This window comes from Citrobacter sp. R4, assembly GCF_026719175.1.
Lineage (GTDB): Bacteria > Pseudomonadota > Gammaproteobacteria > Enterobacterales > Enterobacteriaceae > Citrobacter_A > Citrobacter_A sedlakii.
Genome location: NZ_JAPPSU010000001.1, coordinates 892,415 through 915,737, shown reverse-complemented (window position 1 = coordinate 915,737; position 23,323 = coordinate 892,415). Strand labels below are relative to the sequence as shown.

The window sequence follows — 23,323 nt, the reverse complement described above, 5'->3', positions numbered from 1 at the left end:
GCTTTTCTGCGTCTGCTATCCCCTGACCTGCGCGATATTGCGCCAGCGAAAACCAAACACGTTAATGTAGAGTCCCGCCATAATCAGCACCGCGCCCAGGCATTGCAGTCCGCTTAACGTCTCGTCAAGCAATACCGCGGCGCTCGCCAGGCCAACCACCGGCACCAACAGCGACAGCGGCGCCACGCGCCAGGTTTCATAACGCCCAAGCAGCGTGCCCCAGATACCGTAACCCACAATTGTGGCGACAAACGCCAGGTAGACCAGCGACAGGATCGTCGTCAGGTCAATGTCGACGAGGCTCTGGATCATGTGGGGCGCGCCATCAAGAAGTAATGACGAGACAAAGAATGGCATAATCGGAATGAGCGCGCTCCATACCACCAGTGACATCACTGGCGGTCGCGACGCATGCTGCATAATCTTTTTATTAAAGATATTGCCGCAGGCCCAGCAAAAGGCTGCCGCCAGCGTCAGCATAAAGCCGAACAGCGCCACGTGTTGACCGTTGAGGCTGGCTTCAATCAGCACCAGCACGCCGAATACAGCAAGCGCGATCCCGGCGATTTGCCTGCCCTGTAAACGCTCGCCAAAGGCAAACGCGCCGAGCACGATGGTGAAAAAAGCCTGTGCCTGCAGCACCAGAGACGCCAGCCCGGCAGGCATACCAAAATGGATGGCGCAAAACAGAAACGCGAACTGGCCGAAGCTAATCGTCAGACCGTATCCCAGCAGCAGCGTGAGCGGAATGTTAGGCCGCGCAACAAAGAAGATAGCAGGGAAAGCCACCAGCAAGAAGCGTAACCCCGCCAGCATCAACGGCGGCATATTGTGCAGACCCACTTTGATCACCACAAAGTTAAGTCCCCAGACCACCACGACCAGTAACGCTAACAGTCCGTCTTTTCGCGACATACCACCGCCCTGAATTATTAAATTTTTGTAAACAAGTTAAAGTAACGTAAAACATTAGCACGCAACAGATCATTAATTCTGGTAGGGATAACAGTGCACGATCGAACAATTTATCCGCTATACATCACATTTTTGCCGTGCTATTCCTTAAAAGTCATTGAGCACAAAAATATAACGAAACGAGAACCCACTGTCGGGCATAGACATGAACAAAACGCTAAGACGATCCACCCTGGCTTTACTTGCTTCTTCCCTGTTACTGACGATTGGTCGCGGCGCAACGCTGCCCTTCATGACCATCTATTTGAATCGCCAGTATCATCTGAGCGTGGACGTGATCGGCTATGCCATGACCATTGCGTTAACCATCGGCGTTATTTTTAGCCTCGGTTTTGGCATTCTGGCGGATAAATTCGACAAAAAGCGCTACATGCTGCTGGCAATCTCCGCCTTTGCCTTCGGTTTTATCGCTATACCGCTGGTACATAACGTGGTGCTGGTCGTGCTGCTGTTCGCGCTAATTAACTGCGCTTACTCAGTGTTTGCTACCGTTCTGAAGGCCTGGTTTGCCGATAACCTGTCACCCGCCGCGAAGGCGAAGATTTTCTCGCTTAACTACACGGTACTGAACATCGGCTGGACCGTCGGGCCGCCGCTCGGCACCTTACTGGTGATGCAAAGCATTAATCTGCCCTTTTGGCTTGCCGCAATCTGTTCCGCCTTCCCGCTGGTGTTTATACAGCTTTTGGTTAACCGTTCGACCGCGCGCGCTGAGGCAGATACCCGCGTGGCCTGGTCGCCGTCTGTACTGCTCCAGGATAAAGCCTTGTTCTGGTTTACGCTGTCAGCGTTTCTCGCGTCATTCGTCAGCGGCGCATTCGCGTCCTGTATCTCTCAGTATGTCATGGTGGTCGCAGACGGCGATTTTGCGGAGAACGTGGTGGCTGTCGTCCTGCCCGTTAACGCGACGGTGGTTGTCGGTTTACAATATGCCGTTGGCCGCCGACTGACGCCCGGCAATATTCGCCCCCTGATGGCTTTCGGGACCGTCTGCTTTGTCATCGGTCTCGCCGGTTTCATGTTCGCCGGAGAAAGTCTCTTGCTTTGGGGCATCGCCGCCGCAATCTTCACGCTTGGCGAAGTCATTTATGCGCCGGGCGAATATATGCTGATCGATAACATCGCGCCGTCGGGCATGAAGGCCAGCTATTTTTCTGCGCAATCGTTGGGCTGGCTCGGGGCGGCGGTCAACCCTCTCGCCAGCGGCGTGATCCTAACAGCCTTCCCCGCCTGGACGCTGTTTGCTGTGCTGATGGTGGCGATCATCATCGCCTGGGCGATGATGCTGAAAGGCATGCGCGCCGGACCCTGGGGCCAGCCTGCGCTGTGTTAATCACCTGCGGGCGGTATCAGATAGCGACCAGCCCGCGCACCCCCTCCGTTTCCATGTTTTCTCCGCGCCCGCGCTGAATAATACTGCCCCGCGACATCAGCAAATACTGATCCGCCAGTTCGGCGGCAAAGTCATAAAACTGTTCGACCAGCAGTATCGCCATATCACCACGGCGCGCGAGCTGGCTGATGACCTGACCGATCTCTTTTATCACCGAAGGCTGGATACCTTCCGTGGGCTCATCAAGGATCAACAGTTGTGGACGACTCGCCAGCGCGCGTCCGAGTGCCAGCTGCTGCTGCTGTCCGCCGGAGAGATCGCCCCCCCGGCGATGCTTCATCTCATGCAGAACCGGAAAAAGCGCATAGATATCCTCCGGTACCGTTCTCGCCTCGCGCCCTGAAAAGCGGGAAAGTCCCAGTAACAGATTCTCTTCCACCGTGAGGCGCGGGAAGATCTCTCGCCCCTGCGGCACATAGGCCACGCCCGCCTGCACCCGCTGATGCGGCTTGCGATGAGTGATGTTTTTTTCCTGCCAGGTGACTGTACCGGTGCGCGCCGGGATCAGCCCCATCAGGCATTTCAGCAGCGTCGTTTTACCCACGCCGTTGCGCCCCAGCAGACAGGTCACTTCGCCGATTTTCGCCTCGAAGGACACGCCGCGTAGGATATGGCTTCCACCGTAGTATTGATTCAGTTCATTTACCTGTAGCATTTGCGTTCCTTAGCGTCCGAGATACACATCAATGACCTGTTCATTGGCCTGCACGTCGCGCAGACTGCCTTCCGCCAGAACGCGTCCCTGATGCAGCACCGTGACGCGATCGGCAATGGTTTCGACAAAGCCCATATCGTGTTCCACCACCATCAATGAATGTTTTCCCGCCAGCGTCCGGAACAGTTCCGCGGTGTACTCCGTTTCCGCATCGGTCATCCCTGCCGCGGGTTCGTCGAGTAATAGCAGGTGCGGCTCCTGTACCAGCAACATGCCAATCTCCAGAAATTGCTTTTGTCCATGAGAGAGCCGCCCGGCGTGACGCCCGCGTTCAGTCCGTAACCGCAATAGCCCGAGCATTTCATCGATCCGATCATGTTGTTCGCTGTTTAGCGTGGCGCGCAACGACGCCCACACCGATTTATCGCTTTTCATCGCCAGCGCCAGATTGTCCGCCACCGTCAGAGCTTCAAACACCGTGGGTTTCTGAAACTTGCGGCCAATACCCTGGCGGGCAATGGCGATGGGATCCAGCGTCGTCAGATCCGTCGACTGGTCATACAACGCTTTTCCGCTTTGGGGCCGCGTTTTACCGGTAATTACGTCCATAAGCGTGGTTTTTCCTGCGCCGTTGGGGCCGATAATGCAGCGCAGTTCTCCTATGCCAATGTTCAGGGTGAGATCGGTTAGTGCCTTAAAGCCATCAAAGCTGACGTTGATGTTTTCCAGCTGTAATACCGGGTCGGTTTGCTGGCGATAGCGATCGCCCGGCACCTGGCGGGTGAAAAGCCCTTCGTCTGGCTGCATTATTTTTCTCCTTTACGAAACAGGCCAATCACGCCGCGCGGTAAAAACAAGGTGACAACAATGAAAATTAACCCGAGAAACAGCTGCCAGTATTCCGGCATGATGACGGTGAACAGGCTTTTCGCCCCGTTAACCAGTACCGCGCCAGTCACCGGCCCAATCAGCGAACCGCGTCCCCCCAGCGCAACCCAAATGGCGGCCTCAATGGAGTTGGTTGGCGACATTTCGCTGGGGTTAATGATGCCGACCTGTGGCACGTAAAGCGCACCGGCCAACCCGCAAAGCACAGCGGAAAGCGTCCAGACCAGCAGCTTGAAGCCCTTCGGATCATAACCGCAAAACATCAGCCGATTTTCTGCGTCGCGAACGGCGGTCAGGATGCGCCCAAATTTACTCCGCGCCAGCGCGAATCCCAGCCACAGCGCCAGCACCAGCAGAAGCACCGTCGCCAGAAACAGCCCAATTCGCGTGCTGGTGGCGGTGATCGGCAGTCCCAACAGGGTCGTGAAGCCAGTAAAACCGTTGTTACCGCCAAAGCCGGTTTCGTTACGAAAGAACAGCAGCATCCCGGCGAAGGTCAACGCCTGCGTCATGATCGAAAAATAGACGCCTTTGATCTTCGATCGAAACGCAAAGTAACCAAAGATGAGCGCCAGCACGCCCGGCGCCAGCACCACCAGCGCCAGCGCCCAGGCGAAATGTTGCGTTCCCCACCAGAACCACGGCAGTTCGGTCCAGGAAAGAAAAGACATAAACGCCGGTAATCCCTCCCCGGCAGCCTGGCGCATCAGGTACATCCCCATCGCGTACCCGCCCAACGCAAAGAAAATTCCGTGTCCGAGCGACAGCATACCGGCATAGCCCCAGACAAGATCCAACGCCACCGCCACAATCGCATAGCAGAGGATTTTGCCGGCAAGCGTAAGCGTCCAGACGGATATCGCCAGCGGGTGGTCGGCAGGGAGCAGCGCCAGAAACGGCAGCGTCACCAGCATTAGCAGGGCAAGCGAACCTGTCACGAGGCTGGCGCGCGGCGCTTTGCGCGCCAGCGTTAAGGTCATTGGCATAGTCATTAGTCAGCCACCCTCCCTTTTAAGGCAAACAATCCCTGGGGTCGCTTCTGGATAAACAGAATGATCAACACCAGAATGACGATCTTCCCGAGCACCGCCCCCATCTGCGGTTCAAGGATCTTATTAAATACCCCGAGGCCAAACGCCGCCGCCACGCTGCCAGCAAGCTGACCAACGCCGCCCAGCACCACCACGAGAAAGGAGTCGATGATGTAGCCTTGCCCCAGCTCAGGTCCGACATTGCCAAGCTGCGACAACGCCACGCCGCCAAGGCCGGCAATGCCCGATCCCAGACCAAACGCCAGCATATCCACCCTGCCCGTCGGGACGCCGCAGCAGGCCGCCATGCTGCGGTTTTGCGTCACCGCCCGCACCCGTAACCCCAGCCGCGTTTTAGCGAGCAGCAGCCAGGTAAAGACCACCACCAGCAGCGCAAAGCCAAACACCACTATCCGGTTCCACGGCAGTACGAGGTTCGCATACACCTGCACGCCGCCGGACAGCCAGGCCGGATTCGCCACTTCCAGGTTCTGTGCGCCAAAGGTCATGCGCACCAGTTGGATCAGCATCAGGCTAATACCCCAGGTCGCCAGCAATGTCTCCAGCGGACGACCATAAAGATGGCGGATCACCCCGCGTTCGAGAATCATTCCCACGCTGGCGGTGAACAGAAAGGCTACCGGTAACGCGACGAGCGGATACATCGCCAGCCACTGCGGCATGAACTGCGCCATCAGGTGTTGCACCATCCACGTACAGTAAGCCCCAAGCATTAGCATTTCACCGTGGGCCATATTGATTACCCCGAGCAGGCCATAGGTTATCGCCAGGCCGAGGGCCGCCAGCAGTAACACCGAACCTAATGACAATCCCATAAACGCCTGCCCGAGCAGTTCGCCTGTCGCCATACGATGCTGAATCCGCGTCACGCTCTCAGTTGCCGCTTCACGTACGCTGGCGTCAGGCTCGTGCGCATGGTCGGTAAAGGGTTGCAGACGCGCCTGCATTTCCGGATCGCTGGAATCGCCGAGCAGCGTAATGGCCTGACGACGAACGTCCGCGGAAGGACTGGTCAGTTGTAGACTCGCCAGCGCGCCGGTCAGACGCGATGTCACAACGGGATCGCTTTCTGCGGCCAGACGCTGCTGGATAAGCGGCAGCATGGCAGACTGCGCGCCGCGCTGTAGCGCCGTGGCGGCGGCGCGCCTTTCCGTGACACTGTCACTTATAAGTTGATGCGTGGCCAGCGCGCCAGCCACCAAATTACGCAACCGGTTAGTCAAGCGCAGCTTTTTAAGTGTGCCGGTTGGCGTACTGGCTGCGCCCAGCGTCGTCAACTGTGTCCCGTTTTGCGTGAAAGCCCGTTTTTTGCTGTCAAGCAGCACACTTTCCTTGCTTAATGCCGCCAGCAACGGCAGCCGCTGCGGTTCAGGCGACGCCGTCCACTGCTCCAGCAACTGCGCCTGTTGGTTGCGGCTGGCGGCGACAAACGTGTCGGCATCGCTGGCCTGAACCAACCACGGCATCAACCCCAGCGCCAGCACGACACCGTGAATAAAGCTCATGGCTTTCATGTCCTGTTCTCCCGTTATCCTGCCCTCCCGCCGGAGGGCGTCGTCTCAGTTACTCGCCGTTTTCACCGGCTGCTCTGATTTTTTATCGTTACCGGCAATGAAGGGACTCCATGGCTGGGCGCGGACCGGTTCTTCAGTCTGCCACACCACATTAAACTGACCGTTGTCTTCGATTTCGCCGATCATCACGGGCTTATGCAGATGATGGTTGGCGGCATCCATCGTCAGGGTAAAGCCTGATGGCGCCTGGAAGGATTGTCCTGCCATCGCCGCACGGACCTTATCAACTTCGGTCGTTCCGGCTTTCTCAACCGCCTGCGCCCACATGTGCAGGCCGACGTACGTGGCCTCCATCGGATCGTTTGTAACGACCGTCCCGGCGTTCGGTAAGTTGTGCGCTTTCGCGTAGGCGCGGTAGTCGGCGACAAACTTCTGGTTTACAGGGTTATCGACGGACTCAAAATAGTTCCAGGCGGCAAGGTTGCCGACCAGCGGCCTGGCATCGATACCGCGCAGTTCTTCTTCACCAACCGAGAACGCCACAACCGGTACATCGGTTGCTTTCAGCCCCTGATTAGCCAGTTCTTTATAGAACGGTACGTTTGAGTCGCCGTTAATGGTGGAGACCACCGCCGTTTTGCCGCCAGCGGAGAATTTTTTGATGTTGGCAACGATAGTCTGGTAATCGCTGTGACCAAACGGGGTGTAAATCTCTTCGATATCTTTATCTGCCACCCCTTTTGAATGCAGGAAAGCGCGCAGGATCTTGTTGGTGGTACGCGGATATACGTAGTCGGTACCGAGCAGAAAGAAGCGTTTAGCGCTACCGCCATCTTCACTCAGCAGATACTCGACGGCGGGAATAGCCTGTTGGTTAGGCGCGGCGCCGGTGTAAAAAACATTCGGCGACATCTCTTCTCCTTCGTACTGTACCGGATAAAACAGCAGGCCGTTGAGTTCTTCAAACACCGGTAACACTGACTTTCGGGAAACGGAGGTCCAGCAGCCAAACACGACCGCCACCTTATCCTGGCTCAGCAACTGCCGCGCTTTTTCGGCAAACAGCGGCCAGTTGGACGCCGGGTCGACCACCACCGGTTCCAGTTTTTTCCCTAATACCCCGCCTTTTGCGTTGATTTCCTCAATCGTCATCAGCGCAACGTCTTTCAACGGGGTTTCCGATATCGCCATAGTGCCGGAAAGCGAATGCATAATGCCGACTTTAATGGTGTCGGCGGCCTGGACGCTGAAGCTAAGCCCCATGGCAACCACCGAGGCAGAGAGGGCAAAAGCTTTAAGTAATGTACGACGCTGCATAGTTTCACTCCTGAAAAGAAAGATGCTGTGCGATCCGACAAACAAAACGGCGCAAAAATGACGTTCAGGAGGAATAAGGCAAAAAAGATGCCAGAACGGCGAAGGAGAAAAAAACGCGCCGAGTGGCGCGATATAAAGGGGTAATGAACCACAATGGCACAGCGCTGCATTACGAGCGTGCAGCGTCGTGCTCAGTCATGAAGCAATTTACCAGACCTGCCGGGCAATTTCGGTGATTAGTTTAATTTTGCTCCATTGTTGGGCTTCCGTCAGCGTATTTCCTTCTTCAGTCGAGGCGAAACCACACTGCGGACTCAGGCAGATTTGCGCCTTGTCGACATAATGTGCGGCTTCCTCAAGGCGCGCTTTCACCCCTTGCGGATTTTCCAGTTCGCCGTGTTTGGTCGTGATCAGTCCCAGCACGACCTGCTGATGGCCAGGGCGAATAAAGCGCAGCGGCGCGAAGTCACCGGAGCGATCGTTATCGTATTCAAGGAAAAACGCATCCACATTCACGCTGCCAAACAGGATCTCAGCGACCGGCTCGTAGCCTCCTTCCGAAATCCAGGTAGACCGGAAATTACCGCGACAGACATGCAAGCCAATCGTCATATCAGCGGGCTTATCACGCAACGTGCGATTAATTACGTCGGCATAGATGCGCGCCAGGGCGTCCGGATCGTCTCCCCGCTCACGGATCTGTTGGCGCTGCGCATCGGAACATAAGTAAGCCCATACGGTATCGTCCAGTTGCAGGTAGCGGCACCCGGCAGCATAAAATGCGTGAATAGCATCACGCCAGGTGGACGCGAGATCGTCGAAATAAGCATCGAGGTGTGGATACACCGTCGCGTCAATGTCCTTACGCCCGCCACGGAAGTGCAATACGCTGGGGCTGGGAATGGTCATTTTCGGCTGCGCATTGCCGCTGATGCTTTTCAGATAGCGAAAATCCTCCAGCATCGGATGATCACCGAACGCCAGCTTCCCGGTGACGCGAACGCCGTGGGCTTTAGTCTGAACGCCGTTGAACTGAATACCTTGCGCTGCGTCGTAACGCTCTACGCCCTGCAGTCCGTCAAAGAAATCAAAATGCCACCAGGCACGACGAAATTCCCCGTCCGTCACAACGTGCAGGCCGCAGGCGCACTGTTGCTCTACCACATGACGTATCGCTTCATCTTCAACCGCGCGCAGCTGACTGGCGCTTAACGCCCCGCGGGAATACTGTTGGCGAGCCTGTTTAATTTCATCCGGGCGTAAAAAGCTCCCAACGACTTCTGCACGAAACGGGGCCTGTTGTCTTTGCATGCGATCTCCTTTGTCATCCGGCAATGATTACCGGAGGTGATAGTTTCTTATTTGAATATTAAGACTTCTGGATGGCTATACGTCCAAACTGACATACCACAGGCCGTCGGGCAAACGAGAAAAATTCATGCCCGTTGAAATTAATTCAGTTTGTCGCCGGGGGAAAGCTAAAGCGCAGGTTACGTTCGCCCATCCGGAAGTGCCGCCTGTCATGCTTTTCACTGCCAGTCCTATGTTGCCCACAGCAACGCCGCATGATTGCGCCACCCTTTTCGACATGCTTATGTCGACCCTCTCTCGCAATATCGTTAAAAATTTACTTTTATCGGGAAATAATCACTTAATTCAGCTTTTGTTTAGATTAGAGCTGCTAATATCTCTGTCATCAACCGAAATTAAGGTAAGCGAGGAAACACACAATCAAATAAACGGAGGCAAACATGCTGGGAAATATGAACGTATTTATGGCAGTTCTGGGAATTATCTTGTTTTCCGGATTTCTCGCCGCGTACTTCAGCCACAAATGGGATGACTAATGAACGGAGATAATCCTGCACCGCGAAGGCCCCTTGTCGCATTACAGCACAAGGGGCCACTTTTTTATCTGTCGCCAATAAAAAAAAACCGCCGGATAACCGACGGTGAATGCTTGCATGGATAGATTGTTTTTACTCTTTTCGTTGTCATGCGATTCCTTGCTCAACAACGAATCACAGCCAACTTACCACGCCTTTTCTCAATGGAAGTTAAACGGCGAAGATTTACCCGTCCGCCGGTCGCGTTTCTAATTTTGTCAAAATGGCGTGTCCAAAGTAATTACTCCAGTTAAAGCTGTTTTGCAAAACCACCACTGCATTTTGATTTTTCTTGTCGTAGCCAATATAGCTAGAATAGCCGCCAATATAACCAACCTGATAGGTAATGGTACGATCAGGTAACGTATCACTCACCCATGCAATGTTTGCCGCCTCTTTTTCCTGAGCGAAATAAACGCGCGAAACCTCGGCGAACGCCGCGCTGAGCGCGACGGGTTGACCTGGGGCAAAGTGGGCGCGAGCATAGGTCGCCAGATCGCGGGCGCTGCTGTACAAACTTGCCGCCCCCACCATATTGTTTTTAAACACCCAGTCCGGCGTCAGATGACCACGCGATATAAACTTTGGCTGATCGCCTGCGTGGCCGAGGGCGCGATAAGGGTATGCCTGAAGCTGCGCCGGAATGAAACTGCTGTTATTCATCGCCAGCGGCTGAAACAGTAGCCGGTTTGCCAGCGACTGGATGGTCTCCCCGGTTTTGCGTTGCACACTGTAGCCCAGTAAGGCATAGCCAATATTCGAATACTGCGGTATTCGCGCGTCCGGCGCGCTGAAATCGGCGAGATAACGTAGCACATCGTCACTGTCCAGCTGCGTATAAAAGTTTTCGCCGGTGCTGAAATAACGCAACACGTTTTCCAGCGTCAACAGATCGATAGGTTGTCTGGGTAAGCCCGACGTGTGGGTCGCGAGCTGTAACAACGTGATCTTTTTCGCATCGTCACTGAGCGCCGTGTTAACGGGTAAAAGCTGTTCCAGCGTGTCGTCCCAGCCAAACACGCCCTGTTGGACCAGCATGGTTAACACTTCTGCCGTTACCCCTTTACTAAGCGAACCCAGCGCAAACAAGGTGTCTGGTGTAATGGGATATCGATGACGCGCGTCGGTAACACCATAACAGTGAAATTCTACCGGCCCGTTATGCTGGATCACCGCGACAACCATGCCGGATACCTGCTTTTCCTGCATGTATCGGGTCACCATTGGGTCGATGCCGCGCGCGTAATAGCCCACCACGGCCTGCGCGCTTTTTTGCGCAGGCATATCCATCTGAGAAAGCGTACTGTTTCCGCAGGCGGACATTAAAAAGATCGAAGCGAGGATCAGCGGCTTGCCCGGATTCATCGTCAACCCGCCGCCCGTACAGTCATCGTATGCCACGGCGATGACGAAACAGAGAGCATGAGGGAAGAAAAAGCGGACATAGTGAGGATGGGCTCCAGAAAAAGAAGCCCGCATTGTACATCAGTCACCTGACGTATTGAATGTCAGCGTTGTCTTAATCCTTGACCTCCGCCGACATGACTAAACGTGTCCTATTTTTGTAGACGGGTTACCCGCACGACCGGCGGCGTCGACTTTTTGTCCAGGCTGCCATTGATATTGATCATCTGGTCCGGCTGCACTTCACGTCCATCAAATACGGACGCAGGGATCACCGTATCGATTTGCCCCGATTTGTCGCGGAACACGTAGGTATCATTGCCTTTTTTGTCGATCAGATTGCCTCGCAGAGAGACCGTAGCCCCATCATGCATCGTTTTAGCAAATTCAATCGTCATTTTTTTAGCATCCTCCGCTCCCCGGTAGCCATCTTCAATCGCGTGAGGCGGTGGCGGCGCAGCATCTTTTTTTAACCCACCTTCATCAGCCGCTAACGCGTAAGGCATTATAAGAACACTCGTTAATACGATAATGTTAAATTTCATTTTTTCCCCTTTCGGCGTTCGGTTTGACTTATTAAGTCTGGTTGCTATTTTTAAATTTTACAAATTAGCGTCCTGCTGAGGAGTAGATTGGTGTGAAATCAAGCAGGTACGGCAACCTCAATTTACAGGCAGGTAGACTATGCCCGGTTCTGACGATACCAAACACCCTATTCCGTTTGTTGAAGAAAGTCGTAAGGCGCTTAACTTTGAAGATAAATTCAGACGAATCGGCTTTACATGTTTGCTGTTAATAATTATCGCGGCATTAAGCGGTTTATTTTCCAGCGGTTACTTTAGCAGCAGCAAACTCGTCGCCGATAACCCAAAGTTGCAGGTGGAATATGAAAAATTCGGACGTCTGATGAAAGATGACACGCTCAAAATTAGCTTGCCTTCCCCACCTTCCGGCCCCCTTACGCTGCAATTAGGCAAGGATTTTACCGCTTCCTTCCAGATAGAAACCATCACCCCTGAGCCAGACAGCATGCGCAACGTCAACCATCAAATGGTCATGGAGTACGCATCAACGCCAAACGCGGAGACCACCGTCTGGCTAACGGTTAAACCGCTCCGACCCGGCTTTTTTCAGACCACTCTTTCGGCCAATTCCGGGGCGGAAAAAGTGATTTCTCAATTCGTTTATCCGTAGGAGACGCGTATGGACATGGTTCTCAGAGCGATCGCCATCTACCTGATTTTGCTGATCGTGATTAAAATTGCCGGTAGACGGACGCTCATGCAAATGACGAGTTTTGATCTGATCCTGTTGCTGATAATCAGCGAAGCGACACAACAGGCTTTACTGGGAGAAGATTTTTCCGTTACCGGCGCCATGCTAACCATTATCACCCTTGTGGTGGTTGATATTTTGTTTGGCTATCTGAAAAAGAAAATACCCGGCGCAGAAAATCTTATTGATGGTGCGCCCGTTATTCTGGTGGCTCACGGTGCCGCTAATCAGACAAAACTGCAGAAAGTCAGCGTGTCGTGTGACGATATTATGCTCGCCGCACGTCAGAATCATGGCATACTGGAAATGAAGGAAATTAAATATGCCATACTGGAAAGAAACGGACAAATTTCTATTATTCCAGAGACTGAAAAATCATGATGCCAATACCGACAAATAAAATTATTACGCTGCAAAATACCCAGACTGTCGCCGCCCTGACAAACCGCCTCGGCACGTTGCTCAGTCAACGACAATTACGCCTGACAACAGCGGAATCCTGTACCGGCGGGAAGCTGGGATCGGCGCTCTGCGCAGCCGAGGATACGCCGACATTTTACGGCGTCGGCTTTATCACCTTTACCGATGAAGCGAAAACAAGGATCCTCGGCGTGGCGGAACGCACGCTGGAAATACATACTGCCGTCAGTGAGGCGGTCGTGGCGGAGATGGCGACGGGCGCGCGCGAACACGCCGATGTTGATATCAGTATCGCCATAAGCGGCTACGGCGGCCCGGAAGGCGGTGACGACGGAACGCCTGCGGGCACCGTCTGGTTTGCCTGGGATATAGACGGCGCGGTTTACACCGTTGTGCAACAATTTAGCGGGGAGTGCGAAGAGGTGCTGGATCAGGCCGTTCGTTTTGCTCTTGCCCAGTTGCTGCGTCTGCTTGAGGATTAAAAATGAGCGGTGCCCTCTGACGGGCACCTCCTGTTGGTTACGCCAACCCGCGATGTTTCAGCATCGGCGTGATGGTGGGTTCACTTCCCCGCCAGGCCGGATAAAGGCGGTCGAGATCTTCACTGTTACCACGAGAGAGAATCGCGTCACGAAAACGTTGCCCGTTCTCGCGCGTCAACCCGCCCTGCTCCTCAAACCATTGATAGCCGTCATCTGCCAGCATTTGCGTCCATAAATAGGCGTAATACCCTGCGGCATAGCCGCCGCCGAAAATATGGGCAAAATAACTGCTGCGATAGCGCGGGGGAACGGCAGGCAGGGCGAGATCCTCTGCAGCCAGCAACTGCGCTTCAAAATCGCCGACGTCCTGCGCGTCGCATGCGCCGGGTAAACTGTGCCACCCCATATCCAGCAGTGCGGCGCTGAGCAGTTCGGTCATGTCATAACCTTTGTTGAACAGGCTTGCCCTGCGCATTTTCTCCTGTAACGCTTCGGGCATTTTTTCCCCGCTGGCGTAATGGCGGGCGAAACGCGCAAACACTCCGGGATGGCTTGCCCAGTGCTCGTTAATTTGCGACGGAAACTCCACAAAATCACGCGGCGTATTCGTACCAGACAGCGTGGCGTAGCGTTGTGTGGCGAACAGACCGTGAAGCGTATGGCCAAACTCATGGAATAAGGTGATGACATCATCCCAAAAGAGCAGCGCGGGTTGTCCTGCGGCTGGCTTCTGATAATTACAGACATTGTAGATGACCGGGCGGCTATCAGTGAGCGTTGATTGCTCGACAAAATTGCCCATCCATGCCCCGCCGCTTTTCGAATCGCGCGCGAAGAAATCACCGTAAAACAGCGCCAGCCCGACGCCGTCATGGTCGAAGATCTCCCAGACGCGGACATCTGGGTGATACACCGGAATATCAAAGCGTTCAACAAACGTAATGCCAAAGAGTTGGTTCGCCGTCCAGAACACCCCTTCGTGAAGTACCGTGTTGAGTTCGAAGTACGGCTTAAGCTGAGACTCATCGAGGTCGTATTTCGCACGCCGGACCTGCTCGGCATAATACGCCCAATCCCAGGCCTCGGCGGTAAACCCGCCCTGTTCCTCGTCGATGACCTTCTGAATATCAGCCTGTTCATTCTGCGCGCGTTGACGCGCCGCCGGGACAATGGCGCGCATGAAAGCCAGCGCCGATTCCGGCGTTTTTGCCATTTGATCGGCGATTTTCCACGACGCGTAATCCGCAAACCCTAACAGTTTCGCCTGGGCGGCGCGAAGGCAGACCAGCCGCTGAATGATCGTCCGCGTATCGTTTTCATCTCCCTTCTCAGCCCGCTGCCATCCGGCGGTAAATAAATTCTGCCGTGTCTGACGGTCACGTAACGCGCTGAGCGCCGGTTGCTGCGTCGTGTTCAACAGAGGGATCAGCCAGCCTTCATTCAGCCCTTTCTCCTGAGCCGCGTCGCGGGCAGCAGCGATTTCAACGTCGCTCAACCCATCGAGCTGGTGTGCATAATCCACCACCAGACCGCCGGACTTATTGGCCGCCAGCAGTCGTTGGTTAAACTGACTGGTCAGGGTCGCCGCCTCGGTATTGAGGGCTTTGAGCTGCGCCTTGTCTGAATCGCTGAGCCTTGCGCCCGCGAGGACAAAACGCTGATGGAGCACCTCAAGCAGCCGTCGCGACTCGCTATCCAGTTGCAGCGAGGCCAGCTGCTGCCAGAGGCTGTCGACGCGAGAAAACAGCGCTGCGTTCAGCCAGATATCATTCGCCAGCTCTGCCAGTTCAGCCGAAAACGCTTCGTCCAGCCGCTGTAATTCTTCGTTGGTGTGCGCGGAGGTCATGGCGAAGAAAACGCTGGTTACCCGGCTTAGCAACTCGCCGCTTTTCTCCAGCGCCACGACAGTATTGTCAAAGTCTGGCGCGGCATCGTTTTCAATAATGGCGGCAATTTCAGCGCGCTTCTGGCGCAGTCCTTCGTCAAAGGCCGGGCGATAATGCGCGATTTCTATCTGATCAAATTGGGGTGCCTGATACGGTAGCAGGCTCGGTTTAAAGAACGGATTCGTTAACGACATCTTTCACTCCTGAAAACGATTTGTTCACTAGAGTAGGCTTCCGTGGAAAAGACCGCAATCCTGTTAACGAGCATTACCCGCCAGCGTTGATCGCGTGCTATGGTAGTACGACGTAAAAAGCGTTGAGGAACAGTGAGATGATCGTTTTAGTAACCGGAGCAACCGCAGGTTTTGGTGAATGTATTACACGTCGTTTTGTTGAGAATGGGCATAAAGTGATTGCCACTGGCCGTCGCCAGGAACGCCTGCTGGAGCTAAAAGAGTCGCTGGGCGAAAACGTCCTGACTGCGCAACTGGACGTGCGCAACCGCGCGGCCATCGAGGAAATGCTGGCGTCGCTGCCTGCGCAATGGCGCGAAATCGATCTGCTGGTTAACAATGCCGGGCTGGCGCTGGGGATGGAACCGGCGCACAACGCCAGCGTTGAAGACTGGGAAACCATGATCGACACCAACAATAAAGGCCTGGTTTATATGACCCGCGCGGTCCTGCCAGGCATGGTTGAACGCAATCGCGGCCATATCATTAATATCGGCTCCACCGCCGGGAGCTGGCCGTATGCCGGAGGCAACGTTTACGGGGCGACTAAAGCCTTCGTTCGTCAGTTCAGCCTGAATCTGCGCACCGATCTGCACGGCACCGCCGTCCGCGTGACCGACATCGAACCGGGTCTGGTGGGCGGCACAGAGTTTTCTAACGTGCGCTTTAAGGGCGACGATCAGAAAGCGGGGAAAACGTATGAAAATACCACCGCCCTGACACCGGAAGATGTAACGGAAGCGGTCTGGTGGGTGGCGACGTTACCTGCTCACGTCAACATCAATACGGTAGAAATGATGCCCGTTACCCAGTCCTTCGCCGGACTGAGCGTACATCGCGGCTAATTTCTTCTCCCGGCCTGCGGGCCGGGTATAGCGCATCACAAAAAAGTGGTAGTATTTGTGGGTTAACTTTCTAAAAAGTAAGAGCGAATGACCGTCGAAACGCAACTCAACCCTACACAGCCCGTAAATCAGCAGATTTATCGCATTCTTCGTCGTGATATCGTGCACTGCCTGATCGCGCCAGGCACGCCGTTATCAGAAAAAGAGGTCTCGGTTCGCTTTGATGTGTCACGCCAGCCGGTACGCGAAGCCTTCATTAAACTCGCGGAAAACGGATTGATCCAGATCCGTCCCCAGCGCGGCAGCTACGTCAATAAGATCTCTTTATCACAGGTACGAAACGGCTGCTTTGTCCGTCAGGCCATTGAGTGTGCGGTCGCGCGTCGCGCGGCAGCGATGATGACCGACAGCCAGTGCTATCAGCTTGAGCAGAATCTCAACCAGCAGCGCATCGCCATTGAGCGTAAGCAGCTCAATGATTTCTTTGAACTGGACGATGACTTTCATCAGAAACTGGCGCTGATTGCCGACTGCCAGCTGGCCTGGGACACCATCGAAAACATCAAGGCGACTATTGACCGCGTGCGCTACATGAGCCTCGATCACGTTTCGCCGCCGGAGATGTTGCTTCGTCAGCATCTGGATATTTTTGCGGCGCTGGAGAAGCATGACGCCGATGCGGTTGAAAACGCGATGACGCAGCATTTGCAGGAAATTGGCGAGTCGGTGCAGTTGATTCGTCAGGAAAACAGCGACTGGTTTACTGAAGAATAATTCCTCTCCCTCACCCTCCAGGGGTGAGGTTTCACATTTACACCTCTGCACGTCTGCATCAAAAAAGATGTGAGCTTGATCAAAAACAAAAAAACTTCGGACTGATGAGCGTATTTATATAGCGCCCGTTACGTGGGACCAGAGCCCACGGGCTTTGACGGTAAGTTAGAAAGGAGAAAACACCATGATGACATACGATCGTAACCGTAACGCAATCACCACCGGCAGCCGCGTCATGATCAGCGGTACTGGCGTCACCGGTCGCATTAAAGCTATCGCGACAGAGGGTCTGGACGCCGCGCAAATCCGTCGCGAAAAAACCGTGGAAGTGGAAGGTTGTGAAGGTAAGTTTGCGCCCGTCGAACTGATTCGTCTTGGCATGAACTGATGGTGTGAATGCCAGATGGCGTTTCACTTTTCCGGCCTGGTCTGAGTTTGGCTGAAAATCCCAGGTCGGATAAACAAAGCGCCATCCGGCAACCGCGTTGCTGTTACTTCAGATTTGCAGCATAGCGAGCCACGGTTTTTTTCGCCCCTTCCGCCAGCAGGGCCTGGTAGGCTTCTTTCACCGCGTTGGTGAACAACGCCACGTGTGGCAGTTCGTTTCCGAAGATCGCCTCAATCCCTAACAGGGCTTCAACGCGGCTTTCCCCTTCCGCACTGCTTTGCACCGCCTGTTGAATCACCGGCAGTAACGGATCGTTGACTTCAATCGCCTTCCCCTGTTCGTCCACACCGCCGACATAGCGCATCCAGCCCGCCACGCCCAGCGCCAGCAGGTCGAAACGGCTATTATGGGCCAGGTGCCAACGCACCGAGTCCAGCATACGCTGCGGCAGCTTCTGACTACCATCCATCGCGATCTGCCAGGTACGGTGGCGCAGTGCCGGGTTGCTGTAACGCTCAATGAGCAGATCGGCGTAGCGCGTCAGATCAACCCCCTGTACTTTTAGCGTTGGCGCCTGCTCATTGAGCATCAGCCCACGGGCCGCAATGCGGTAATGTTCATCCTCCATGCAGTCGTTAATGTGCTGATAGCCCGCCAGATACCCCAGGTAAGCGAGGAAAGAGTGGCTACCGTTCAACATACGCAGCTTCATTTCTTCAAATGGGATCACGTCAGCAACCAGTTCAGCGCCTGCTTTTTCCCATTGTGGACGCCCGGCGACGAAATTGTCTTCAATCACCCACTGACGGAACGGCTCACACGCGACACCCGCCGGATCGCGCACGCCGGTCAGTTGTTCGATTTTATCCAGCGTTTCGGTGGTCACTGCCGGAACAATGCGGTCAACCATGGTCGACGGGAACGTCACGTGTTGCGCGATCCATTCTGCCAGCTCCGCATCAACCGCGCGGGCATAGGCAGTGACCACGTTTCGCATGACGTGTCCGTTCTCCGGCATATTGTCGCAGGACATAACGGTGAAGGCGGGCAGTCCTGCCGCTTTGCGTCGCGCCAGCGCTTCAACCACCACGCCCGGTGCAGTTTTAGGCTGGTGAGGATTCCGGAGATCGGCTGCGATCATTGGGTGATCCAGCATTAACTGCCCGGTGGCGGGAGAATGGCAATACCCTTTTTCGGTGATGGTCAGTGAAACAATCGCCACCTGCGGTTCGCACATTGCCGCGAGCACTGCTTCCAGTCCATCCACCTGGGCATGCAGCGCGTTCTTCACCACGCCAACCACTCTTGCCGTCCAGGCATCGGCAGACATTTCCGCCACGGTGTACAGGTTATCCTGCTGTTTCAAATCGGCAATTTGCTGCTCGCCGCCGATCAGGTTCACTTCACAGTATCCCCAGTCGCTGTTGTGCTCAGCCGCCAGGATGTCGGTATAAACGCCCTGGTGCGCACGATGGAACGCGCCAAAGCCGAGATGAACGATACGCGGAATCAACGTGTTGCGATCGTAGCCAGGTAACGTCGCTTTTGCCGTTAAGAGCTTGTTTTGCATTGTATGACCTATTTGGAATGAAATCAGGACCGTTTCAGAGTAACGCCTGTATGGTTGTATGTTTTGATTTGAATTAAGCTTTCGCTAATTGGTATAACATCATTTTTAAGTTATGTGACAACATGCGAGATGCGCTGACAAACCGTCTTAAGGCCGCCGTTACGCGGCCTTTCACGTTCCATGCGGCTTAACCGTGTTTATGCCAGTCCTGATATTCATGTTTCAGACGTTGGGGAGCCGTTTCTGGCATCATGAGCAGACCTATCACCGATACAATGCCGAGTACAATGACGTAACTGGCCAGTCCGTAATAATGTCCACCTGTCATCTGCAGGATCTTAACCGCTACCAGCCCCAGTACGCCGCTGCCGATCAGTGACCCTAACTGCCAGATGAGTGCGATACCGCTACAGCGAATATGCGTCGGGAATAATTCGGGGAAAAATGACGCCTGAGGGGCATAACACATGCTGTGACCAAAGCTAATGACAACAATCATCACTAACTGCGTTAACCAAAAGTTATCCTGATTAATCGCCAGGAAGAACGGAATAATCATTACGACCTGAATCAGTGCGCCGATGATATAAACCGGTTTGCGGCCAATCTTGTCACACAGCGCCCCCATCAGCGGAATCGCTAACACTTCCAACACCACTGCCACAATCATCGTTTCCATCAGGATGTTGGCATCCAGATTATTGGCTTTACCGTAGGCCAGAACGATCACCGTAAACATCGCAAAGGTACAGGCTTCAATTAACTTTGCGCACACCCCTTTGACCACAATACCAGGAAAATCCCGGATAACCTCAACCAACGGACGTGATTCCTCCGCCTTAGTTTCACGAATCTGCGCAAAGACGGGGGACTCATCAATCTTCAGACGGATGAACAGGCCGACGATAACCAACAGGAGACTCAACAAGAATGGGATACGCCAGCCGTAATCCATCATAGCTTCTGGCGATAATGTCGCGTTCAGTAAGGCAAAAAGCGCCATCGGTAACAGAAATCCAACCGGCGCGCCAATCTGGACCCAACTGGCGAAGAAGCCGCGGTGTTTGGGCTCCGCGTATTCCGCGGTCATCAATACCGCACCGGCCTGCTCGCCTCCCACGCCGAATCCCTGTAGAACGCGGATGAAAATCAGCAATACAGGAGCCCATACGCCAATTTTTTCATAGGTTGGCAATAATCCAATACAAAACGTCCCCAGTCCCACAATCAAAATCGTAATGACGAGCGCTTTTTTACGCCCTACTTTATCGCCAATGTGACCAAAAACGATACCGCCCAGCGGCCTTGCCAAAAAACCGACGGCATAGGTGGCGAATGCGGCCAGCGTACTGATTAACGGATCGTCGCTGGGGAAGAAAAGATGCCCAAAAAACAGGACAGCAGCGGTGCCATAAGCAAAAAAATCATAATATTCCGCAGCGGTACCAATTGCTGAAGCGGAAGCAACACGACGGACCACAGGTTTGCTATCAACATTATTTTTAATATCAACCGAACTAACCATACATGTTTACCTTCGTTGGATCAGAGGTGAGCAACTTCCTTGTCGTTTAGGTTTACTTTACCAGTTCCACAATGTGCCATCTTCCAGTCGGGCGACCGGCAGATAAGCGGGGTCATAGGGATATTTCGCCGCCAGCTTTTCGTCGAACTCAATGCCCAGTCCCGGTTTGTCGCCCGGGTGCATATAACCGTTGTCAAAACGCCAGTTATGCGGGAAAACTTCCAGCATTTGCTCTGAATAGCCCATGTATTCCTGAACGCCGAAGTTGGGCACCCAGAGATCAAAGTGCAGCGCCGCAGCCATGCACACCGGAGAGAGATCGGACGGCCCGTGGGAGCCCGTGCGAACCTGATAAAGCGACGCGAAATCGGCGATGCGGCGCATTCCGGTAATGCCGCCTGCATGGGTGATGGTGGTGCGGATATAGTCGATCAGCTGTTCTTCTATCAGTTGCTTGCAGTCCCAGATACTGTTAAAGACTTCACCGACAGCAATCGGCGTAACGGTATGTTGTCGAATCAGGCGGAAGCATTCCTGGTTTTCCGCAGGCGTCGGGTCTTCCATCCAGAACAGACGATAATCTTCGATGCTCTTTCCAAAACGCGCCGCTTCAATCGGCGTTAAGCGATGATGCATGTCATGCAGCAAGTGTTCATTGAATCCGAACTTGTCGCGAACGGCTGCAAACAGCTTCGGCGTGAAGTCGAGGTATTTCTCGGTAGACCAGAGCTGTTCTTCCGGCCACTGTCCCTTGGTTGCGGGTTCGTAGGCCAGCCCTTTCCCTTTGGACATACCGTAAGTGGTTTTCATCCCCGGTACGCCGCACTGCACGCGAATCGCTTTAAAGCCCATCTCTTTATGGCGAGCGTAATCTTCCAGCACATCGTCAACGGTATGTCCGGTAGTGTGGCAATATACCATCACCCCTTCGCGGGACGCGCCGCCGAGCAATTGATACAGCGGCATGTTTGCCGCTTTGGCTTTGATGTCCCAGAGCGCCATGTCGACAGCAGAGATGGCAGACATCGTTACCGGGCCGCGACGCCAGTAAGCCCCCTTGTAAAAAAACTGCCAGATATCTTCGATACGGTGCGCATCGCGACCGATTAACTGTGGGCAGAGATGATCTTTCAGGTACGACGCGACAGAAAGCTCGCGCCCATTCAGCGTGGCATCGCCCAGTCCGGTGATACCGTCTTCGGTGGTTATTTTCAGCGTGACAAAGTTACGTCCCGGACAGGTGACAAAAACCTCAGCCCCTACAATCTTCATTTTTCTTCCTACCTCTATGTGGTGATATTAAGAATTTATGCCTTACGCATACTACCATACAAGTATAACAAACCTGTTTCTCCACTGAGATCACAAAAATCAGCGTCCACTGACGTGGGGTTTGTGCCGATGCGCAAAAAAAGCGGTCCGTGAATACGTAACCGCTTTGAACGCAGGGGTTAAATGCGGCTGGCGCTGGGCAGCCTCTGTTTACTGCCTGTAACCTCTGCCGCATCCTCAGGAATACGCAGATCGCGATCGCAGACTTCCGGCATCAGTAGTGCGGAAATGAGGCCTATCAGGGAATAAATGACGATCATCACCAGGATCGGCAGCCAGTTGCCGGTCATGTTGCAGAAAATACCCGCCAGTACCGGACCGAACCCCACCGCGACCAGCCCCCCGGCCTCCTTCGATATCGCCATGCGGGTGAAGCGGTTACGGGAGCCGAAGATCTCCGCCATGGTGATATTTTCAAGTGCAAACAGGCCAAGCACCGCAAAGTTATGAATGACAATCAGCGCCGTCATGATGATCCCGGGGCTGTACGTTTTATCCACGACAATCGACAGCATCGGGTAAGCAAGAATGATGGCCGAGATGTTTAACAAAATGTAGGGTAAACGACGACCGTATTTGTCTGACAGCCAGCCCAGAAGCGGGATAGTGATAAAACCGATAATCGAGCTTATCATCAGCGCATCCGTGGGTATCGATTTGTTGAATAACAGCGTCTGGACGAGATAGCCGGCAAGAAACGTCTGGATCAATCCCGAGTTACCGGCTTGCCCAAAACGTAACCCCGTTGCCAGCCAGAACGATTTACTGGTAAACATCGCGCCCAGAGAAACATCTGCCGCCGTCGGCGCTGCGGTGGTTTCACCTTCGTTGACCTGCTCAAACACCGGACTTTCTTTCAGATTCAGGCGCAGCCATATGGCAAAGATCATGACCACTACGCTTGCGAGGAACGGAATACGCCATCCCCAGGCCAGCAACGCTTCACGGTCAAGAGCGAAAAACATCACAGCCCAGATCGCCGTGGCGCTTAACGTACCGCAGTTGGTGCCCATCGCCACCAGAGATGAAATGATTCCGCGTTTCCCTTTCGGCGCGTATTCCGCCAACATGGTTCCGGCGCCAGAAATTTCCGCCCCCGCGCCTAGTCCCTGAATAATACGTAAAGTGACTAACAGCACTGGCGCAAAAATTCCGATTTGCGCGTAAGTCGGCAAAACGCCAATTAAGGTGGTGCAGATGCCCATCATGGTGATGGTGATAAAGAGCACTTTTTTGCGCCCTATTCTGTCGCCCATCTTGCCGAATATAAAAGCGCCGACGATACGAGCGATATACCCTGCGCCGTAGGTGCCCATCGCCAGAATAAGCGCCATAGCCGCGGATTGTTCCGGGAAAAATATCTCATGAAACACCAGCGCGGCGCCAAGAGAATATAACTGGAAATCCATAAATTCCAGGGCAGTGCCTAACCAACCTGAAACGGCGGCGCGCACCAGATCCTGCGTACTTCTTTCATGTTTTAATGTATTCATATTAGCTATCTCTGAA

Annotated in this window: 23 protein-coding genes; 9 read left to right on the top strand and 14 right to left on the bottom strand. The window is 54.2% G+C overall.

Annotation, left to right across the window (positions count from 1 at the left end):
* Positions 1-15: 15 nt before the first annotated feature.
* Complete coding sequence (gene eamA / locus OOJ60_RS04385) at positions 16-915, bottom strand: O-acetylserine/cysteine exporter (RefSeq protein ID WP_199957280.1); 900 nt, start codon at positions 913-915, stop codon at positions 16-18.
* Positions 916-1,120: 205 nt separating this feature from the next.
* Between eamA and ydeE the strand changes: the two genes are divergently transcribed.
* Positions 1,121-2,308, top strand: coding sequence for an efflux MFS transporter YdeE (gene ydeE / locus OOJ60_RS04380; protein ID WP_205612001.1), 1,188 nt, complete (start codon positions 1,121-1,123; stop codon positions 2,306-2,308).
* A gap of 16 nt (positions 2,309-2,324) precedes the next feature.
* Here the strand turns inward: ydeE and urtE are convergent, their stop codons facing one another.
* The 6 genes from urtE to OOJ60_RS04350 all read right to left on the bottom strand — a co-directional run bounded on the left by urtE (position 2,325) and on the right by OOJ60_RS04350 (position 9,105).
* The gene (gene urtE, locus OOJ60_RS04375; protein ID WP_042282932.1) at positions 2,325-3,023 is read right to left on the bottom strand and encodes an urea ABC transporter ATP-binding subunit UrtE; all 699 of its coding nucleotides are present in this window, start codon (positions 3,021-3,023) and stop codon (positions 2,325-2,327) included.
* Between the two features lie 9 nt (positions 3,024-3,032).
* Complete coding sequence (urtD, locus tag OOJ60_RS04370) at positions 3,033-3,830, bottom strand: urea ABC transporter ATP-binding protein UrtD (RefSeq protein WP_205612000.1); 798 nt, start codon at positions 3,828-3,830, stop codon at positions 3,033-3,035.
* On the bottom strand, positions 3,830-4,903 hold the full coding sequence (gene urtC / locus OOJ60_RS04365) for an urea ABC transporter permease subunit UrtC (RefSeq protein WP_205611999.1): 1,074 nt from the start codon (positions 4,901-4,903) through the stop codon (positions 3,830-3,832). Before urtC ends, urtD begins: the two co-directional genes overlap by 1 nt.
* Positions 4,903-6,477, bottom strand: coding sequence for an urea ABC transporter permease subunit UrtB (gene urtB / locus OOJ60_RS04360; RefSeq protein WP_205611998.1), 1,575 nt, complete (start codon positions 6,475-6,477; stop codon positions 4,903-4,905). The genes urtC and urtB overlap by 1 nt, the downstream gene beginning before the upstream one ends.
* Before the next feature lie 45 nt (positions 6,478-6,522).
* Positions 6,523-7,794, bottom strand: a complete 1,272-nt coding sequence (gene urtA / locus OOJ60_RS04355; RefSeq protein WP_205611997.1) for an urea ABC transporter substrate-binding protein — start codon at positions 7,792-7,794, stop codon at positions 6,523-6,525.
* 207 nt (positions 7,795-8,001) lie between these two features.
* Entirely contained in the window at positions 8,002-9,105 is a 1,104-nt protein-coding gene (locus OOJ60_RS04350; protein ID WP_205611996.1) for a cobalamin-independent methionine synthase II family protein, read from the bottom strand.
* A gap of 440 nt (positions 9,106-9,545) precedes the next feature.
* On the opposite strand from OOJ60_RS04350, the gene mgtS reads away from it, so the two are divergent.
* Both mgtS and OOJ60_RS24825 read left to right on the top strand, forming a co-directional pair.
* Entirely contained in the window at positions 9,546-9,641 is a 96-nt protein-coding gene (gene mgtS, locus OOJ60_RS04340) for a protein MgtS (protein ID WP_000901367.1), read from the top strand.
* Positions 9,641-9,766: a hypothetical protein gene (locus OOJ60_RS24825; protein ID WP_420247951.1), complete on the top strand. Its 126-nt coding sequence runs from the start codon at positions 9,641-9,643 to the stop codon at positions 9,764-9,766. The genes mgtS and OOJ60_RS24825 overlap by 1 nt, the downstream gene beginning before the upstream one ends.
* A gap of 100 nt (positions 9,767-9,866) precedes the next feature.
* On the opposite strand, the gene OOJ60_RS04330 is transcribed toward OOJ60_RS24825, so the two are convergent.
* Both OOJ60_RS04330 and OOJ60_RS04325 read right to left on the bottom strand, forming a co-directional pair.
* Entirely contained in the window at positions 9,867-10,964 is a 1,098-nt protein-coding gene (locus OOJ60_RS04330; protein ID WP_407057096.1) for a serine hydrolase domain-containing protein, read from the bottom strand.
* A 272-nt stretch (positions 10,965-11,236) separates the two neighbouring features.
* The gene (locus OOJ60_RS04325; protein WP_042282922.1) at positions 11,237-11,629 is read right to left on the bottom strand and encodes a YdeI family stress tolerance OB fold protein; all 393 of its coding nucleotides are present in this window, start codon (positions 11,627-11,629) and stop codon (positions 11,237-11,239) included.
* A gap of 139 nt (positions 11,630-11,768) precedes the next feature.
* Between OOJ60_RS04325 and OOJ60_RS04320 the strand changes: the two genes are divergently transcribed.
* Genes OOJ60_RS04320 through OOJ60_RS04310 form a run of 3 tightly spaced genes read left to right on the top strand, consistent with a single transcriptional unit; the run spans position 11,769 to position 13,261 of the window.
* Positions 11,769-12,278, top strand: a complete 510-nt coding sequence (locus tag OOJ60_RS04320) for a hypothetical protein (RefSeq protein WP_205611995.1) — start codon at positions 11,769-11,771, stop codon at positions 12,276-12,278.
* A gap of 9 nt (positions 12,279-12,287) precedes the next feature.
* Positions 12,288-12,740 carry a DUF421 domain-containing protein gene (locus OOJ60_RS04315; protein WP_042282918.1) on the top strand — a complete coding sequence of 151 codons (453 nt, stop codon included), beginning with the start codon at positions 12,288-12,290 and terminating at the stop codon, positions 12,738-12,740.
* Complete coding sequence (locus tag OOJ60_RS04310; RefSeq protein WP_042282916.1) at positions 12,740-13,261, top strand: 2-oxo-tetronate isomerase; 522 nt, start codon at positions 12,740-12,742, stop codon at positions 13,259-13,261. Before OOJ60_RS04315 ends, OOJ60_RS04310 begins: the two co-directional genes overlap by 1 nt.
* Positions 13,262-13,298: 37 nt before the next feature.
* On the opposite strand, the gene dcp is transcribed toward OOJ60_RS04310, so the two are convergent.
* Positions 13,299-15,341 carry a peptidyl-dipeptidase Dcp gene (gene dcp / locus OOJ60_RS04305; RefSeq protein WP_205611994.1) on the bottom strand — a complete coding sequence of 681 codons (2,043 nt, stop codon included), beginning with the start codon at positions 15,339-15,341 and terminating at the stop codon, positions 13,299-13,301.
* 137 nt (positions 15,342-15,478) lie between these two features.
* Between dcp and ydfG the strand changes: the two genes are divergently transcribed.
* The 3 genes from ydfG to ydfZ all read left to right on the top strand — a co-directional run bounded on the left by ydfG (position 15,479) and on the right by ydfZ (position 17,387).
* Complete coding sequence (gene ydfG / locus OOJ60_RS04300) at positions 15,479-16,225, top strand: bifunctional NADP-dependent 3-hydroxy acid dehydrogenase/3-hydroxypropionate dehydrogenase YdfG (protein ID WP_042282911.1); 747 nt, start codon at positions 15,479-15,481, stop codon at positions 16,223-16,225.
* A gap of 87 nt (positions 16,226-16,312) precedes the next feature.
* On the top strand, positions 16,313-16,999 hold the full coding sequence (locus tag OOJ60_RS04295) for a GntR family transcriptional regulator (protein ID WP_042282909.1): 687 nt from the start codon (positions 16,313-16,315) through the stop codon (positions 16,997-16,999).
* A gap of 184 nt (positions 17,000-17,183) precedes the next feature.
* Complete coding sequence (ydfZ, locus tag OOJ60_RS04290; protein ID WP_042282907.1) at positions 17,184-17,387, top strand: putative selenium delivery protein YdfZ; 204 nt, start codon at positions 17,184-17,186, stop codon at positions 17,385-17,387.
* A gap of 103 nt (positions 17,388-17,490) precedes the next feature.
* Here ydfZ and OOJ60_RS04285 read toward each other — a convergent pair whose 3' ends face one another.
* The 4 genes from OOJ60_RS04285 to OOJ60_RS04270 form a co-directional block, all read right to left on the bottom strand.
* Complete coding sequence (locus OOJ60_RS04285; protein WP_205611993.1) at positions 17,491-18,957, bottom strand: mannitol dehydrogenase family protein; 1,467 nt, start codon at positions 18,955-18,957, stop codon at positions 17,491-17,493.
* 187 nt (positions 18,958-19,144) lie between these two features.
* Positions 19,145-20,482: an MFS transporter gene (locus tag OOJ60_RS04280; protein ID WP_205611992.1), complete on the bottom strand. Its 1,338-nt coding sequence runs from the start codon at positions 20,480-20,482 to the stop codon at positions 19,145-19,147.
* A gap of 57 nt (positions 20,483-20,539) precedes the next feature.
* Positions 20,540-21,754: a starvation-sensing protein RspA gene (rspA, locus tag OOJ60_RS04275; protein ID WP_205611991.1), complete on the bottom strand. Its 1,215-nt coding sequence runs from the start codon at positions 21,752-21,754 to the stop codon at positions 20,540-20,542.
* Between the two features lie 179 nt (positions 21,755-21,933).
* A complete protein-coding gene (locus OOJ60_RS04270; RefSeq protein WP_060569738.1) occupies positions 21,934-23,307 on the bottom strand; it encodes an MFS transporter in 1,374 nt (457 codons plus the stop codon).
* Positions 23,308-23,323 lie beyond the last annotated feature (16 nt).